The sequence below is a fragment of the Staphylococcus sp. Ze2 genome (genome assembly GCF_048568365.1).
Classification (GTDB): domain Bacteria; phylum Bacillota; class Bacilli; order Staphylococcales; family Staphylococcaceae; genus Staphylococcus; species Staphylococcus xylosus.
On record NZ_CP183486.1, the window covers coordinates 1,331,724 to 1,346,882 of the forward strand.

Annotated in this window: 8 protein-coding genes, 27 tRNA genes and 3 rRNA genes; all 38 read left to right on the forward strand. The window is 40.0% G+C overall.

What is annotated here, in order from left to right; all coding sequences use genetic code 11:
* The first annotated feature begins 128 nt into the window (after nucleotides 1-128).
* The 38 genes from ACM591_RS06015 (at nucleotide 129) to ACM591_RS06200 (ending at nucleotide 15,090) form a co-directional block, all read left to right on the forward strand.
* A 16S ribosomal RNA gene (locus ACM591_RS06015) occupies nucleotides 129-1,681 on the forward strand.
* Nucleotides 1,682-1,784: 103 nt separating this feature from the next.
* A tRNA-Ile gene (locus ACM591_RS06020) sits at nucleotides 1,785-1,861 on the forward strand.
* 20 nt (nucleotides 1,862-1,881) lie between these two features.
* Nucleotides 1,882-1,957 (forward strand) — tRNA-Ala (locus tag ACM591_RS06025).
* A gap of 194 nt (nucleotides 1,958-2,151) precedes the next feature.
* Nucleotides 2,152-5,074, forward strand: a 23S ribosomal RNA gene (locus tag ACM591_RS06030).
* Nucleotides 5,075-5,153: 79 nt separating this feature from the next.
* Nucleotides 5,154-5,268 (forward strand): 5S ribosomal RNA (rrf, locus tag ACM591_RS06035).
* Together the 16S, 23S and 5S rRNA genes with 26 tRNA genes alongside form the textbook arrangement of a ribosomal RNA operon.
* Nucleotides 5,269-5,277: 9 nt before the next feature.
* Nucleotides 5,278-5,353: transfer RNA gene (locus ACM591_RS06040), tRNA-Val, on the forward strand.
* Between the two features lie 15 nt (nucleotides 5,354-5,368).
* Nucleotides 5,369-5,444: transfer RNA gene (locus ACM591_RS06045), tRNA-Thr, on the forward strand.
* Nucleotides 5,445-5,451: 7 nt separating this feature from the next.
* Nucleotides 5,452-5,527: transfer RNA gene (locus ACM591_RS06050), tRNA-Lys, on the forward strand.
* Between the two features lie 14 nt (nucleotides 5,528-5,541).
* Nucleotides 5,542-5,623 (forward strand) — tRNA-Leu (locus ACM591_RS06055).
* A gap of 3 nt (nucleotides 5,624-5,626) precedes the next feature.
* Nucleotides 5,627-5,701: transfer RNA gene (locus ACM591_RS06060), tRNA-Gly, on the forward strand.
* A gap of 8 nt (nucleotides 5,702-5,709) precedes the next feature.
* Nucleotides 5,710-5,795 (forward strand) — tRNA-Leu (locus ACM591_RS06065).
* Between the two features lie 17 nt (nucleotides 5,796-5,812).
* Nucleotides 5,813-5,886: transfer RNA gene (locus ACM591_RS06070), tRNA-Arg, on the forward strand.
* A gap of 8 nt (nucleotides 5,887-5,894) precedes the next feature.
* Nucleotides 5,895-5,968: transfer RNA gene (locus tag ACM591_RS06075), tRNA-Pro, on the forward strand.
* Between the two features lie 16 nt (nucleotides 5,969-5,984).
* Nucleotides 5,985-6,060, forward strand: a tRNA-Ala gene (locus ACM591_RS06080).
* A gap of 27 nt (nucleotides 6,061-6,087) precedes the next feature.
* A tRNA-Met gene (locus tag ACM591_RS06085) sits at nucleotides 6,088-6,161 on the forward strand.
* A 27-nt stretch (nucleotides 6,162-6,188) separates the two neighbouring features.
* A tRNA-Ile gene (locus tag ACM591_RS06090) sits at nucleotides 6,189-6,262 on the forward strand.
* A 9-nt stretch (nucleotides 6,263-6,271) separates the two neighbouring features.
* Nucleotides 6,272-6,364 (forward strand) — tRNA-Ser (locus ACM591_RS06095).
* A 44-nt stretch (nucleotides 6,365-6,408) separates the two neighbouring features.
* Nucleotides 6,409-6,501: transfer RNA gene (locus ACM591_RS06100), tRNA-Ser, on the forward strand.
* A 13-nt stretch (nucleotides 6,502-6,514) separates the two neighbouring features.
* Nucleotides 6,515-6,588: transfer RNA gene (locus ACM591_RS06105), tRNA-Met, on the forward strand.
* A gap of 8 nt (nucleotides 6,589-6,596) precedes the next feature.
* Nucleotides 6,597-6,672: transfer RNA gene (locus tag ACM591_RS06110), tRNA-Asp, on the forward strand.
* A 12-nt stretch (nucleotides 6,673-6,684) separates the two neighbouring features.
* Nucleotides 6,685-6,757, forward strand: a tRNA-Phe gene (locus ACM591_RS06115).
* Nucleotides 6,758-6,767: 10 nt separating this feature from the next.
* Nucleotides 6,768-6,843 (forward strand) — tRNA-Thr (locus tag ACM591_RS06120).
* A 6-nt stretch (nucleotides 6,844-6,849) separates the two neighbouring features.
* Nucleotides 6,850-6,933 (forward strand) — tRNA-Tyr (locus ACM591_RS06125).
* An 18-nt stretch (nucleotides 6,934-6,951) separates the two neighbouring features.
* Nucleotides 6,952-7,025: transfer RNA gene (locus tag ACM591_RS06130), tRNA-Trp, on the forward strand.
* 2 nt (nucleotides 7,026-7,027) lie between these two features.
* Nucleotides 7,028-7,100 (forward strand) — tRNA-His (locus ACM591_RS06135).
* An 11-nt stretch (nucleotides 7,101-7,111) separates the two neighbouring features.
* A tRNA-Gln gene (locus tag ACM591_RS06140) sits at nucleotides 7,112-7,183 on the forward strand.
* 9 nt (nucleotides 7,184-7,192) lie between these two features.
* Nucleotides 7,193-7,263: transfer RNA gene (locus tag ACM591_RS06145), tRNA-Cys, on the forward strand.
* Between the two features lie 100 nt (nucleotides 7,264-7,363).
* A tRNA-Gly gene (locus tag ACM591_RS06150) sits at nucleotides 7,364-7,438 on the forward strand.
* 105 nt (nucleotides 7,439-7,543) lie between these two features.
* Nucleotides 7,544-7,618: transfer RNA gene (locus ACM591_RS06155), tRNA-Gly, on the forward strand.
* Nucleotides 7,619-7,796: 178 nt separating this feature from the next.
* The gene (gene panD / locus ACM591_RS06160) at nucleotides 7,797-8,183 is read left to right on the forward strand and encodes an aspartate 1-decarboxylase (protein WP_029376875.1); all 387 of its coding nucleotides are present in this window, start codon (nucleotides 7,797-7,799) and stop codon (nucleotides 8,181-8,183) included.
* Between the two features lie 272 nt (nucleotides 8,184-8,455).
* Nucleotides 8,456-8,538, forward strand: a tRNA-Leu gene (locus ACM591_RS06165).
* Between the two features lie 267 nt (nucleotides 8,539-8,805).
* The gene (locus tag ACM591_RS06170) at nucleotides 8,806-9,873 is read left to right on the forward strand and encodes a PTS transporter subunit IIC (RefSeq protein ID WP_326025856.1); all 1,068 of its coding nucleotides are present in this window, start codon (nucleotides 8,806-8,808) and stop codon (nucleotides 9,871-9,873) included.
* Between the two features lie 282 nt (nucleotides 9,874-10,155).
* On the forward strand, nucleotides 10,156-11,622 hold the full coding sequence (locus ACM591_RS06175) for an ABC transporter substrate-binding protein/permease (RefSeq protein ID WP_029376877.1): 1,467 nt from the start codon (nucleotides 10,156-10,158) through the stop codon (nucleotides 11,620-11,622).
* Nucleotides 11,615-12,337, forward strand: a complete 723-nt coding sequence (locus ACM591_RS06180) for an amino acid ABC transporter ATP-binding protein (protein WP_029376878.1) — start codon at nucleotides 11,615-11,617, stop codon at nucleotides 12,335-12,337. Before ACM591_RS06175 ends, ACM591_RS06180 begins: the two co-directional genes overlap by 8 nt.
* 162 nt (nucleotides 12,338-12,499) lie before the next feature.
* On the forward strand, nucleotides 12,500-13,630 hold the full coding sequence (gene queG / locus ACM591_RS06185; protein WP_029376879.1) for a tRNA epoxyqueuosine(34) reductase QueG: 1,131 nt from the start codon (nucleotides 12,500-12,502) through the stop codon (nucleotides 13,628-13,630).
* Nucleotide 13,631: 1 nt separating this feature from the next.
* Nucleotides 13,632-14,102 carry a tRNA (uridine(34)/cytosine(34)/5-carboxymethylaminomethyluridine(34)-2'-O)-methyltransferase TrmL gene (gene trmL / locus ACM591_RS06190; protein ID WP_029376880.1) on the forward strand — a complete coding sequence of 157 codons (471 nt, stop codon included), beginning with the start codon at nucleotides 13,632-13,634 and terminating at the stop codon, nucleotides 14,100-14,102.
* A 182-nt stretch (nucleotides 14,103-14,284) separates the two neighbouring features.
* Nucleotides 14,285-14,884: a 6-phosphogluconolactonase gene (locus tag ACM591_RS06195; RefSeq protein WP_029376881.1), complete on the forward strand. Its 600-nt coding sequence runs from the start codon at nucleotides 14,285-14,287 to the stop codon at nucleotides 14,882-14,884.
* A 20-nt stretch (nucleotides 14,885-14,904) separates the two neighbouring features.
* Nucleotides 14,905-15,090, forward strand: coding sequence for an SAS053 family DNA gyrase inhibitor (locus ACM591_RS06200; RefSeq protein WP_029376882.1), 186 nt, complete (start codon nucleotides 14,905-14,907; stop codon nucleotides 15,088-15,090).
* The last annotated feature ends 69 nt before the right edge of the window (nucleotides 15,091-15,159 follow it).

Sequence of the window (15,159 nt, forward strand, 5' to 3'; positions counted from 1 at the left end):
GAACATTGAAAACTGAATTGCAATATGTCAACGTTAATTCCGAACACAACATTAAATTGTTGGTTCAAAACAAGTGTTAGAGATAACACAAATTAGTATTTTATGAGCTAATCAAACATCATAATTCATTTATGGAGAGTTTGATCCTGGCTCAGGATGAACGCTGGCGGCGTGCCTAATACATGCAAGTCGAGCGAACAGATAAGGAGCTTGCTCCTTTGAAGTTAGCGGCGGACGGGTGAGTAACACGTGGGTAACCTACCTATAAGATTGGGATAACTTCGGGAAACCGGAGCTAATACCGGATAACATTTAGAACCGCATGGTTCTAAAGTGAAAGATGGTTTTGCTATCACTTATAGATGGACCCGCGCCGTATTAGCTAGTTGGTAAGGTAACGGCTTACCAAGGCGACGATACGTAGCCGACCTGAGAGGGTGATCGGCCACACTGGAACTGAGACACGGTCCAGACTCCTACGGGAGGCAGCAGTAGGGAATCTTCCGCAATGGGCGAAAGCCTGACGGAGCAACGCCGCGTGAGTGATGAAGGGTTTCGGCTCGTAAAACTCTGTTATTAGGGAAGAACAAATGTGTAAGTAACTGTGCACATCTTGACGGTACCTAATCAGAAAGCCACGGCTAACTACGTGCCAGCAGCCGCGGTAATACGTAGGTGGCAAGCGTTATCCGGAATTATTGGGCGTAAAGCGCGCGTAGGCGGTTTCTTAAGTCTGATGTGAAAGCCCACGGCTCAACCGTGGAGGGTCATTGGAAACTGGGAAACTTGAGTGCAGAAGAGGAAAGTGGAATTCCATGTGTAGCGGTGAAATGCGCAGAGATATGGAGGAACACCAGTGGCGAAGGCGACTTTCTGGTCTGTAACTGACGCTGATGTGCGAAAGCGTGGGGATCAAACAGGATTAGATACCCTGGTAGTCCACGCCGTAAACGATGAGTGCTAAGTGTTAGGGGGTTTCCGCCCCTTAGTGCTGCAGCTAACGCATTAAGCACTCCGCCTGGGGAGTACGACCGCAAGGTTGAAACTCAAAGGAATTGACGGGGACCCGCACAAGCGGTGGAGCATGTGGTTTAATTCGAAGCAACGCGAAGAACCTTACCAAATCTTGACATCCTTTGAAAACTCTAGAGATAGAGCCTTCCCCTTCGGGGGACAAAGTGACAGGTGGTGCATGGTTGTCGTCAGCTCGTGTCGTGAGATGTTGGGTTAAGTCCCGCAACGAGCGCAACCCTTAAGCTTAGTTGCCATCATTAAGTTGGGCACTCTAGGTTGACTGCCGGTGACAAACCGGAGGAAGGTGGGGATGACGTCAAATCATCATGCCCCTTATGATTTGGGCTACACACGTGCTACAATGGACAATACAAAGGGCAGCTAAACCGTGAGGTCATGCAAATCCCATAAAGTTGTTCTCAGTTCGGATTGTAGTCTGCAACTCGACTACATGAAGCTGGAATCGCTAGTAATCGTAGATCAGCATGCTACGGTGAATACGTTCCCGGGTCTTGTACACACCGCCCGTCACACCACGAGAGTTTGTAACACCCGAAGCCGGTGGAGTAACCATTTATGGAGCTAGCCGTCGAAGGTGGGACAAATGATTGGGGTGAAGTCGTAACAAGGTAGCCGTATCGGAAGGTGCGGCTGGATCACCTCCTTTCTAAGGATATATTCGGAAACATCTTCTTACGAAGATGAAATAGGAATAACATTGACATATTGTATTCAGTTTTGAATGCTCATTAGAGTATTCATATCGGAATGGGCCTATAGCTCAGCTGGTTAGAGCGCACGCCTGATAAGCGTGAGGTCGGTGGTTCGAGTCCACTTAGGCCCACCATTAGATTTGAATATTTTTATGGGGGCTTAGCTCAGATGGGAGAGCGCCTGCTTTGCACGCAGGAGGTCAGCGGTTCGATCCCGCTAGTCTCCACCATAAAATAAAATTTGTACATTGAAAACTAGATAAGTAAGTAAAATTTATGATTTTACCAAGCAAAACCGAGTGAATTAGAGTTTTTAACAAGCTTTGAATTCAAAAAGAAATAATCGCTAGTGTTCGAAAGAACACTCACAGATTAATAACATTTTGGGTTTTCAACCGACTTGTTCGTGTTGAAAGTCAAAAAAGATTAAGTTATTAAGGGCGCACGGTGGATGCCTTGGCACTAGAAGCCGATGAAGGACGTTACTAACGACGATATGCTTTGGGGAGCTGTAAGTAAGCTTTGATCCAGAGATTTCCGAATGGGGAAACCCAGCATGAGTCATGTCATGTTATCGATATGTGAATACATAGCATATCTGAAGGTAGACGCGGAGAACTGAAACATCTTAGTACCCGCAGGAAGAGAAAGAAAAATCGATTCCCTGAGTAGCGGCGAGCGAAACGGGAAGAGCCCAAACCAACGAGCTTGCTTGTTGGGGTTGTAGGACACTCTATACGGAGTTACAAAAGAATAAACTAGACGAATCATCTGGAAAGATGAATCAAAGAAGGTAATAATCCTGTAGTCGAAAGTTTATTCACTCTTGAGTGGATCCTGAGTACGACGGAACACGAGAAATTCCGTCGGAATCCGGGAGGACCATCTCCCAAGGCTAAATACTCTCTAGTGACCGATAGTGAACCAGTACCGTGAGGGAAAGGTGAAAAGTACCCCGGAAGGGGAGTGAAATAGAACTTGAAACCGTGTGCTTACAAGTAGTCAGAGCCCGTTAATGGGTGATGGCGTGCCTTTTGTAGAATGAACCGGCGAGTTACGATTTGATGCAAGGTTAAGCAGTGAATGTGGAGCCGTAGCGAAAGCGAGTCTGAATAGGGCGTTGAGTATTTGGTCGTAGACCCGAAACCAGGTGATCTACCCATGACCAGGTTGAAGTTCAGGTAACACTGAATGGAGGACCGAACCGACTTACGTTGAAAAGTGAGCGGATGAGTTGTGGGTAGCGGAGAAATTCCAATCGAACCTGGAGATAGCTGGTTCTCTCCGAAATAGCTTTAGGGCTAGCCTCAAGTGATGATTATTGGAGGTAGAGCACTGTTTGGACGAGGGGCCCTTATCGGGTTACCGAATTCAGACAAACTCCGAATGCCAATCAATTTAACTTGGGAGTTAGAACGCGGGTGATAAGGTCCGTGTTCGAAAGGGAAACAGCCCAGACCACCAGCTAAGGTCCCAAAATATATGTTAAGTGGAAAAGGATGTGGCGTTGCCCAGACAACTAGGATGTTGGCTTAGAAGCAGCCATCATTTAAAGAGTGCGTAATAGCTCACTAGTCGAGTGACACTGCGCCGAAAATGTACCGGGGCTAAACATATTACCGAAGCTGTGGATTGTCCGTAAGGACAATGGTAGGAGAGCGTTCTAAGGGCGTTGAAGCATGATCGCAAGGACATGTGGAGCGCTTAGAAGTGAGAATGCCGGTGTGAGTAGCGAAAGACGGGTGAGAATCCCGTCCACCGATTGACTAAGGTTTCCAGAGGAAGGCTCGTCCGCTCTGGGTTAGTCGGGTCCTAAGCTGAGGCCGATAGGCGTAGGCGATGGATAACAGGTTGATATTCCTGTACCACCATAATTCGTTTTAAGCGATGGGGGGACGCAGTAGGATAGGCGAAGCGTACTATTGGATTGTACGTCCAAGCAGTAAGACTGAGTGTTAGGCAAATCCGGCACTCTTAAGGTCAAGCTGTGATGGGGAGAGGAAATTGTTTCCTCGAGTCGTTGATTTCACACTGCCAAGAAAAGCCTCTAGCTAGAATTGTGGTGCCCGTACCGCAAACCGACACAGGTAGTCAAGATGAGAATTCTAAGGTGAGCGAGCGAACTCTCGTTAAGGAACTCGGCAAAATGACCCCGTAACTTCGGGAGAAGGGGTGCTCTTTAGGGTTAACGCCCAGGAGAGCCGCAGTGAATAGGCCCAAGCGACTGTTTATCAAAAACACAGGTCTCTGCTAAACCGTAAGGTGATGTATAGGGGCTGACGCCTGCCCGGTGCTGGAAGGTTAAGAGGAGTGGTTAGCTTCTGCGAAGCTACGAATCGAAGCCCCAGTAAACGGCGGCCGTAACTATAACGGTCCTAAGGTAGCGAAATTCCTTGTCGGGTAAGTTCCGACCCGCACGAAAGGCGTAACGATTTGGGCACTGTCTCAACGAGAGACTCGGTGAAATCATAGTACCTGTGAAGATGCAGGTTACCCGCGACAGGACGGAAAGACCCCGTGGAGCTTTACTGTAGTCTGATATTGAAATTCGGCACAGCTTGTACAGGATAGGTAGGAGCCTGAGATGCGTGAGCGCTAGCTTACGTGGAGGCGTTGGTGGGATACTACCCTCGCTGTGTTGGATTTCTAACCCGCACCATTTATCATGGTGGGAGACAGTGTCAGATGGGCAGTTTGACTGGGGCGGTCGCCTCCTAAAGAGTAACGGAGGCGCTCAAAGGTTTCCTCAGAATGGTTGGAAATCATTCATAGAGTGTAAAGGCATAAGGAAGCTTGACTGCGAGACTTACAAGTCGAGCAGGGTCGAAAGACGGACTTAGTGATCCGGTGGTTCCGCATGGAAGGGCCATCGCTCAACGGATAAAAGCTACCCCGGGGATAACAGGCTTATCTCCCCCAAGAGTTCACATCGACGGGGAGGTTTGGCACCTCGATGTCGGCTCATCGCATCCTGGGGCTGTAGTCGGTCCCAAGGGTTGGGCTGTTCGCCCATTAAAGCGGTACGCGAGCTGGGTTCAGAACGTCGTGAGACAGTTCGGTCCCTATCCGTCGTGGGCGTAGGAAATTTGAGAGGAGCTGTCCTTAGTACGAGAGGACCGGGATGGACATACCTCTGGTGTACCAGTTGTCGTGCCAACGGCATCGCTGGGTAGCTATGTATGGACGGGATAAGTGCTGAAAGCATCTAAGCATGAAGCCCCCCTCAAGATGAGATTTCCCAACTTCGGTTATAAGATCCCTCAAAGATGATGAGGTTAATAGGTTCGAGGTGGAAGCATAGCGATATGTGGAGCTGACGAATACTAATCGATCGAAGACTTAATCAAATTTAAAATGTTTTGTTTTGATTGAATCATATTTTACTTACTATCTAGTTTTGAATGTATAATTTCATACATTTCATTGTCTGGTGACAATGGCAAAGAGGTCACACCTGTTCCCATGCCGAACACAGAAGTTAAGCTCTTTAGCGCCGATGGTAGTCGGACTTACGTTCCGCAAGAGTAGGACGTTGCCAGGCAATTTATATGGAGGATTAGCTCAGCTGGGAGAGCATCTGCCTTACAAGCAGAGGGTCGGCGGTTCGAACCCGTCATCCTCCACCATTTATTCTTTTAATAGCCGGCCTAGCTCAACTGGTAGAGCAACTGACTTGTAATCAGTAGGTTGGGGGTTCAAGTCCTCTGGCCGGCACCATTTTGATGAGCCATTAGCTCAGTTGGTAGAGCATCTGACTTTTAATCAGAGGGTCAGTGGTTCGAGCCCACTATGGCTCACCATTATTTTAAAAATCGCGGGTGTGGCGGAATTGGCAGACGCACTAGACTTAGGATCTAGCGCCTTACGGCGTGGGGGTTCGACTCCCTTCACCCGCATATGCAGAAGTAGTTCAGCGGTAGAATACGACCTTGCCAAGGTCGGGGTCGCGGGTTCGAATCCCGTCTTCTGCTCCATTATTTTTGCCGGGGTGGCGGAACTGGCAGACGCACAGGACTTAAAATCCTGCGGTGAGAGATCACCGTACCGGTTCGATTCCGGTCCTCGGCATAATCCTATAAAATTAGGCGCCCATAGCTCAACTGGATAGAGTACTTGACTACGAATCAAGAGGTTATAGGTTCGACCCCTATTGGGCGCATTAATTTACGGGAAGTAGCTCAGCTTGGTAGAGCACTTGGTTTGGGACCAAGGGGTCGCAGGTTCGAATCCTGTCTTCCCGATAAACCTAATATATATGGGGGCTTAGCTCAGATGGGAGAGCGCCTGCTTTGCACGCAGGAGGTCAGCGGTTCGATCCCGCTAGTCTCCACCATATTTAATAATACAACCTAAATACAACGGCGGTGTAGCTCAGCTGGCTAGAGCGCACGGTTCATACCCGTGAGGTCGGGGGTTCGATCCCCTCCACCGCCACTAATTATTAGTTGTAAATTATATTTAGGACCTTTAGCTCAGTTGGTCAGAGCTAACGGCTCATAACCGTTCGGTCGCAGGTTCGAATCCTGCAAGGTCCATATAATTTTGGAGGAATACCCAAGTTCGGCTGAAGGGATCGGTCTTGAAAACCGACAGGGGCTTAACGGCTCGCGGGGGTTCGAATCCCTCTTCCTCCGCCATTTTTATCATAATTTAATATAATTTATTTTTAGCTAATATTTGTGGAGGAATACCCAAGTCCGGCTGAAGGGATCGGTCTTGAAAACCGACAGGGGCTTAACGGCCCGCGGGGGTTCGAATCCCTCTTCCTCCGCCATTAATATTATTATCGCGGGATGGAGCAGTTCGGTAGCTCGTCGGGCTCATAACCCGAAGGTCGGTGGTTCAAATCCGCCTCCCGCAATTTTAAAAGGTCCCGTAGTGTAGCGGTTAACACGCCTGCCTGTCACGCAGGAGATCGTGGGTTCGAATCCCATCGGGACCGCCATTTTTTAATTATGGTTCAGTAGCTCAGTTGGTAGAGCAATGGATTGAAGCTCCATGTGTCGGCAGTTCGATTCTGTCCTGAACCATTTTATGCAAGCCGGCCTAGCTCAACTGGTAGAGCAACTGACTTGTAATCAGTAGGTTGGGGGTTCAAGTCCTCTGGCCGGCACCATTCTTAGGAGGGGTAGCGAAGTGGCTAAACGCGGCGGACTGTAAATCCGCTCCTTCGGGTTCGGCAGTTCGAATCTGCCCCCCTCCACCATTTATTTTTTAATTTAATAGGGGCATATTTCAACGGTAGAATAGAGGTCTCCAAAACCTTTGATGTGGGTTCGATTCCTACTGCCCCTGCCATGGCGGTTGTGGCGAAGTGGTTAACGCATCGGATTGTGGTTCCGACACTCGTGGGTTCGATTCCCATCATCCGCCCTTTATATTAATGGGCTATAGCCAAGCGGTAAGGCAATGGACTTTGACTCCATCACGCGCTGGTTCGAATCCAGCTAGCCCAGTTTTTTATTGGCGGCATAGCCAAGTGGTAAGGCAGAGGTCTGCAAAACCTTTATCACCGGTTCAAATCCGGTTGCCGCCTTCATCAAAATGCGGGAGTATTTCAACTTTTAGAATCCGTTCCTTCCCGGAACGAGGTATAGGTGTAAGTCCTATCTTCCGCTCCATAATTTAATATTTAAGCGGGAGTAGTTCAACTCTCAGAACACATTCCTTCCCGGAATGAGGTATAGGTGTAAGTCCTATCTTCCGCTCCATAATTTATTACTTATGCGGGGGTATTTCAACTCTTAGAATACGTTCCTTCCCGGAACGAGATATAGGTGTAAGTCCTATCCTCCGCTCCATAATTTAATATTTAAGCGGGAGTAGTTCAACTCTCAGAACACATTCCTTCCCGGAATGAGGTATAGGTGTAAGTCCTATCTTCCGCTCCATTTATTCTTCCTTGTAGGAAGTTTTTTTTTATCTTAGTATATATCCTTATTTTAACTTCCAATATTTGTAGAAATATCTGTATAATATGGTAATATGAATAATTACAAAAGTGTTTTGTACTATTAATTTAGATAGCATACACTATTAAAAATACTTTTTGATAGGAGATTATATATAATGATTAGAACAATGATGAATGGAAAAATTCATAGAGCGAGAGTGACGGAATCAAACTTAAATTATGTAGGAAGTATTACTATAGATAAAGATTTATTAGAAGCAGTTGACATATTACCTAATGAAAAGGTTGCTATTGTAAATAATAATAATGGGGCGAGATTTGAAACATATGTGATTGAAGGTGAACGAGGTAGTGGTAAGATTTGTTTGAATGGTGCTGCATCTAGATTAGTTGAAGTGGATGATGTGGTAATCATTATGTCTTATGTTCAGCTGAATGAAGAGGAGCTTTCTATACATGCACCAAAAGTTGCTGTTTTAAATGAATATAATCAAATTACACAAATGATTCATGAAGTTGAGAATGAAGTTATAACAGATTAGCTTTTAATAATTTCTTATATTAAATATTTTAGTGGTCTTTAAATTACAGTATTTATATAAGTAAATATACTTTAGCTTTGAAGTTAAATAGTGACAAAAATTACAATTTACATGTAAAAAAATTGTACCTAAACTAAGCAATTACAGCTTTTTTAATAAATCTATTGACGACAAATGTAGTTAGTAATATAATATACTTATGCCATTTAGAAGTTGTAAAATATTTACAGATATAAATGATAATTTATAAATAGTCTCGTATGAGCTATTGAGCCGGCGTGGCGGAATTGGCAGACGCGCGGGACTCAAAATCCCGTTCCTTTTTGGAGTGTCGGTTCGATCCCGACCGCCGGTACTAATAAAATAACTAACATTTAAGAAACATCATTTAATGATGTTTCTTTTTTTTACTCTCTTTTAGTTTATATAGAAATAGAGAAGTTAGTTTAACAATTGTATTTTAATTATATGTTGTTGTTTCCATTAGACAGAGGTTACTTTTGTTAATTTCTATATTTGTAAAACCTTTAAAATTAATTATTACTATGTCTAAGTTAATATTGTAGTTTAATACAATGTGTAATATTATTAGTCTAATGTTATATTTGGAGGACATAATTTAATGGTTAAATATAAAAGTTCAGAATCAAGCGGAAAACAATTTTTTACTAATATTTTACAAGCTGTTGGTGCAGGTGTAGTTATTGCTTTGCTACCTAATGCGCTATTGGGAGAATTATTAAAGTTCTTTAAAGAAGGTAATCAATTACTAGAATCAATATATCAACTTGTAGTATTAATTCAGTCGTTTATGGCATTTATAATCGGTGTTTTAGCAGCACATCAATTTAAGTTTAATGGTGCAGGAGCTGCTATGGTAGGTGTTTCTGCTATGTTAGGTAGTGGCGCTGTGAAAATTACAGCTGATGGATTTGTGTTAAATGGTATTGGTGATATTATAAATACTGTTCTCATCGTTATTGTTGCATGTTTTTTATATTTATTACTACGCGATAAACTCGGCTCATTAGAAATGATTATTTTACCAGTGTTAATACCTGTTATTAGTGGTGTGATTGGCTTATATACGTTAAGTTATGTATCAAACGTAACTAAAGGTTTAGGCCATGTTGTTAGTTCATTTACAGAACTTAATCCAATGTTAATGTCGATATTAATTTGTATCACTTATTCATTACTAATGGTAACACCAATATCTGTTGTAGCTATTGCAACTGCCATAGGTTTATCTGGATTAGGAAGTGGTGCAGCAAATATGGGTATAGTTGCTGCATGTGTGACGTTCTTATTTGGTTCAATTAGAGTTAATAGTGTTGGGGTGAATCTAGTCCTAATAATCGGTGCTGCAAAAATGATGATACCGGTTTATTTTAAACATTTAATTATTGCAGTTCCATTAACTATAAACGGTATAATTGGTGGTTTAATTGCTTATTTCATAGGTATACATGGCACACCAATGTCTGCAGGGTTTGGATATACAGGGCTTGTAGGGCCAATAAATGCATTTAATCGTATGGATGGTGATCCGATGACCAATATTATTCTACTTATTTTTGGATACTTTATCATACCTTTTGTAGCAGCATTTTTTGTACATGAATTATGCAAAAAATTCATTGCTAAATATTCTGATGAAATTTATAGATTCGAAATCCCAAGACAATAGGCGTTTCGTACTTTACAAACTCAAAATAACTAACTATCTAAATTTTGCATATAAAAGATAAAAATAAGTATATGTTATATCACTCTTTTAAGTGCTAAATACAACGGTTTAAGAAATCATTACCAAACATTTGATTTCTAACCGTTTTTTTATACATAAGTATTGCATAATAATTTATTATCATAAAAGAAAATGCGATATAACAATAATTTTAAAAAATATTATTGAATAATGTTGCGTTATTGTGTATAATAATTAATATTATAGAGAGGGGATACAAAGATGAAACACATATTAAAAGGCTTTATGGTATGTATAATTATTCTTAGTGCCATAATAAGTTATATAAACCCTACAGCTCATGCACAAACGCAAGACGATCAATGGGAAAAAATAAAAGAACGTGGTGAGTTAAGGGTTGGTTTGTCAGCTGATTATGCACCTTATGAATTTGAACATAATGTTAATGGTAAGTCTGAATACGCGGGAATAGATATTGAATTAGCGAAAAAAGTAGCAAAGGACAATGGTTTAAAATTAAAGATTGTAAATATGCAATTTGATAGTTTACTGGGAGCTATTAAAACTGGGAAAGTAGATTTAATCATTTCTGGTATGACACCTACGCCAGAACGTAAAAAAGAAGTAGACTTTTCTGATCCATATATGACCGTTCAGCAAAAAATGATTATAAAAAAATCTGATGCTGATAATTTAAAAACTATCGATGATTTTACTAATAAAAAAATAGGTGTTCAAAAGCAGACACAACAGGAAAAAATCGCTCAGTCAGATATTGAAAATGCTCAAATTCAATCACTTACTAGAGTTCCAGAAGTAATTATGTCATTAAAAAGTGGAAAAGTAAGCGGCATGGTTATTGAAGGACCAGTTGCAGAAGCCTATTTAAAGCAAAATAAAGATCTAACTTTTGCTGATGGAGTGAAATTTAATGAAGGAACTAAAAGTACAGCAATAGCTGCACCAAAAAACTCTCCTAAATTGATGGAAAAATTAAATACTAGTATTAAAGAGGTTAAGGATAAAAACTTAATTGCAGACTATAAAGACTCAGCTGCAGAAGCTATGAAAAAAGATGATGGTAACTTCTTTAGTAAGTATGGTAACTTTTTCTTGAAAGGTATCCAAAACACTATTTTAATTTCAATTGTTGGTGTGTTATTAGGAACAGTTTTTGGAGCTATTATAGCATTAATAAAACTTAGTAAGATCAAAGTACTTAGATGGATAGCTTCAGCTTATATTGAATTCCTAAGAGGTACTCCATTGTTAGTACAAGTATTTTTAGTCTATTTTGGTACCACAGCGATGCTTGGTTTAGATATATCAGCCTTAATTTGCGGTATGATCGCGCTAGTAATTAACTGTTCAGCGTATATTGCCGAAATAATTAGAGCAGGAATCAATGCGGTAGATAAAGGGCAAACGGAAGCTGCACGTAGTTTAGGGCTTACATACGGTCAAACTATGAAAACAGTTATATTGCCTCAAGCAATTAAAAAGATATTACCAGCGTTAGGAAATGAATTTGTGACTGTTATTAAAGAGTCATCAATTGTTTCTGTAATAGGTGTAAGTGAAATTATGTTTAATGCACAAGTAGTTCAAGGTGCTTCATTTGATCCATTCACGCCACTATTAGTTGCAGCAGTATTATACTTTATACTTACATTCACACTATCTAGAGTGATGTATTTCTTTGAAGGGAGAATGAAAGTTAGTGATTAATATTAAAAATTTATATAAAACTTTTGGGAAAAATGAAGTTTTAAAAGGTATTGATATGACAGTGAATCAAGGAGAAGTTGTAGCTATCATTGGTCCTTCAGGTAGTGGGAAAAGTACATTACTGCGTTGTATGAATTTATTAGAAACACCTACAAGTGGTGAGGTTATATTTAAAGAACATAGCTTAACAAGTAAAAATACAGAGTTAGAAAAATTACGTCAACAAATGGGTATGGTATTTCAAAACTTTAACTTATTCCCGCATAAAAAAGTGATTGATAATATCATTTTAGCACCAAGTTTGTTAAAAAAAGACAAGCAAAGTAATTTAAAGGAGCAAGCTCAGGAATTATTAGATAAAGTAGGATTAAGTGATAAAGCGGATGCTTATCCATCGCAATTATCAGGTGGGCAAAAGCAGAGAGTTGCTATTGCTAGAGCATTAGCGATGAATCCGGAAGTTTTACTCTTTGATGAACCTACTTCAGCACTAGACCCTGAAGTAGTTGGTGATGTTCTGAAAGTTATGAAAGATCTAGCAAAAGAAGGTATGACAATGGTTGTTGTAACACATGAAATGAATTTTGCTAGAGATGTGAGTGATAAAGTAGTATTTATGGCAGATGGGGTTATCGTTGAATCAGGTAATCCTGAGGCAATATTTGAACAACAACAACATGAAAGAACTAAAAACTTCTTAAGTAGAGTATTATAAATTTTTATTAAGGCCAGGTAGATAAAGTAATTATGACAATATAATTGCTTAACTACTTGGTTTTTATTTTTGATAATAAAAAATGAATTTATGCACACTCTAAACACGAAATAATGTGTTAAACTGTAGGATGTATGTTTTTAATGTGGGGTGTAAGAATAAATGGATTTAAATCAATTAAAACAAGATGTAATTGACTATGCACATACGATAGGTATCGATAGTATAGGTTTTACTACTGCTGATCCATTTGATGAAATGAAACAAAAGTTAGTAGATTATCATGCTAAAGGTTATGCATCAGGTTTTGAAGAATCAGATATAGAGTTAAGAACTGAACCGACATTAACATTACCGACAGCACGGTCTATTATCGCAATTGCGGTAGGATATCCTAATAAATTAAAAGGCGCACCTAAGAGTACTAGAGGAGATAGAAGAGGTATGTTTGCTCGTGCTTCATGGGGGCAAGACTATCACTCTATTATGCGAAAACGCTTGGATAAACTAGCTGATTATTTGAGATATAGAGTAGAGGGCGTTGAAATTCAGTCAATGGTAGATACTGGAGCATTGTCAGATAGAGCTGTGGCAGAGCGTGCTGGTTTAGGTTATGTTGGTAGAAATGGTTTTGTAATCAACCCTGAACTAGGAACCTGGACATATTTAGGAGAAATGCTTGTAAGTGTGCCTTTTGCACCGGATGATCCATTACTGGATAGTTGTGGAGACTGTACCATTTGCGTTGATCGTTGTCCGACTGGTGCACTTGTTGGAGATGGTCAACTAAATAGTCAAAAATGTATTAGCTTTTTAACCCAAACAAAAGGGTACCTAGCAGATGAATATCGTTATAAAATAGGTAATCGACTATACGGATGTGATACTTGTCAGCAAGTATGTCCGAGAAATAAGGGTATAAACACCCAGCATGATGATATTGTCTTAGAGCCTGAAATTTTAAAACCAAGATTAGTGCCATTACTAAAAATGAGTAATAAAGAATTTAAAAATACGTATGGTCATTTAGCAGGTGCTTGGAGAGGTAAAAAGCCTATTCAGCGTAATGCAATAGTAGCATTAGCACATTTCAAAGAAGAAAGTGCTATTCCTGATTTACAAGATGTTGCATTGAATGATCCTCGTCCAATGATTAGGGGAACAGCGTATTGGGCAATTGGGCAAATACAGGGAGAAAATGCTAGAAGCTTTATTGAACAACAATACCAAAATGAACTAGAAGAAGTTCAACAAGAAATGTTAAAAGGATTAGAAATGAGGAGAGAACAATAGCATGACAAACCATATCGTATTATTTCAACCACAAATACCAGGTAACACTGGTAGCATCGCAAGGACTTGTGCAGGAACATATACCAATTTACATTTAATTAAACCATTAGGATTTAGTACAGATGATAAAATGTTAAAACGTGCAGGATTAGATTATTGGGAAACTGTAAATATTATGTATCATGAAAGTATAGAAGAATTTTTTGAAGCCACTGAAGGAACATATTATTTATTAACAAAATTTGGAGAAAAAACGTATTCAGACTTTGATTTTACAAATACTGAGCATGACCACTTTTTCATATTTGGTCGAGAAACAACTGGCTTACCTGACTGGGTAAAAGAAAAATATGCAGATACTGCACTTCGTATACCTATGAATGATAATATTAGATCGCTGAACCTTTCTAACACTGCTTCTTTACTAATTTATGAAGCTTTGAGACAACAGAATTTTCCGGAGTTGCATTAATATTTATCGAAATGAATGAAAATATGCTAAAAGCTTTGTATAATGATAATAAGTCTTATAATGGCTATTTGGACAAATCATCATTTAGTTTAATAAAGTATGGGTTTATAGGAACATTATGTAGGGTATTAATAAAAATAATGCTAGAACCGTCTTAATTGAAAAAGAGGAGTGTAATTACTATGGCAATGAACTTTAAAGTTTTAGAAAACGAAAGAGTTGTAGCTGAATATGCTGCAGATATTTTAAGAAAACAATTTAACAATAATCCAACAACTATCGCAGGTGTACACCTTGCTAATGACAATGCTCCTGTATTGGATGAATTGAAGAAAAATGTAGATAAAAATGCTGTAGATTTCAGTCAAATTAATATACTTGATTATGATGATAAGAAATCTTATTTTGAAGCATTAGGCGTACCAGAAGGTCAAATTTATAATGTATCATTTAGTGAAGACACTGAATCGTTTATCAAAGATAAGATTAAAACTAAAGAAAATAAAGGCAAATTAGTTACACAAGTACTTTCTATTGATACAAAAGGTAATTTAGACGTAAGTATCAAGCAAGGCCTTTTCTCAGCACGTGAAGTGATTTTAATCATTACTGGTAGTGAGAAAAAAGAAATTGTTCATAAACTTTATGAAGAAAATGGTAAAACAAGTTTTGAACCTTCAGATTTAAAAGCTCACCGCATGGTTAATGTAATTTTAGATGAAGCGGCTGCAGAAGGTTTACCTGAAGATGTTAGACATTATTTCACAGCACGTTTTGCATAATCAAATGTGAGGTGATCCAAATGACAAAAAATAAGAATTCAAATGAACAACCAAACGAATCTTTAGTGCCAGAGAATGAAATGGTCGATGATTTCGATGATGTTGTTGAATTAGGTAAAGAGATGGAACAAATTTCAGAAGAAAATGATGAAGATAAATTAGATAAATCACATGATGCTGAAGTACGTTCTGACCTTAATGATTAATATATAGCTAACCGAGACATTAATTAGTGTCTCGGTTTTATATATTAATTATTATTTTACAATTAAATA

What these genes read in the sequence shown, in the direction of transcription:
- panD (WP_029376875.1), top strand. Translation starts at nt 7,797, where the DNA reads ATGATTAGAACAATGATGAATGGAAAAATTCATAGAGCGAGAGTGACG.
- trmL (WP_029376880.1), top strand. Translation starts at nt 13,632, where the DNA reads ATGACAAACCATATCGTATTATTTCAACCACAAATACCAGGTAACACT.
- ACM591_RS06200 (WP_029376882.1), top strand. Translation starts at nt 14,905, where the DNA reads ATGACAAAAAATAAGAATTCAAATGAACAACCAAACGAATCTTTAGTG.
- queG (WP_029376879.1), top strand. Translation starts at nt 12,500, where the DNA reads ATGGATTTAAATCAATTAAAACAAGATGTAATTGACTATGCACATACG.
- ACM591_RS06170 (WP_326025856.1), top strand. Translation starts at nt 8,806, where the DNA reads ATGGTTAAATATAAAAGTTCAGAATCAAGCGGAAAACAATTTTTTACT.
- ACM591_RS06195 (WP_029376881.1), top strand. Translation starts at nt 14,285, where the DNA reads ATGGCAATGAACTTTAAAGTTTTAGAAAACGAAAGAGTTGTAGCTGAA.
- ACM591_RS06175 (WP_029376877.1), top strand. Translation starts at nt 10,156, where the DNA reads ATGAAACACATATTAAAAGGCTTTATGGTATGTATAATTATTCTTAGT.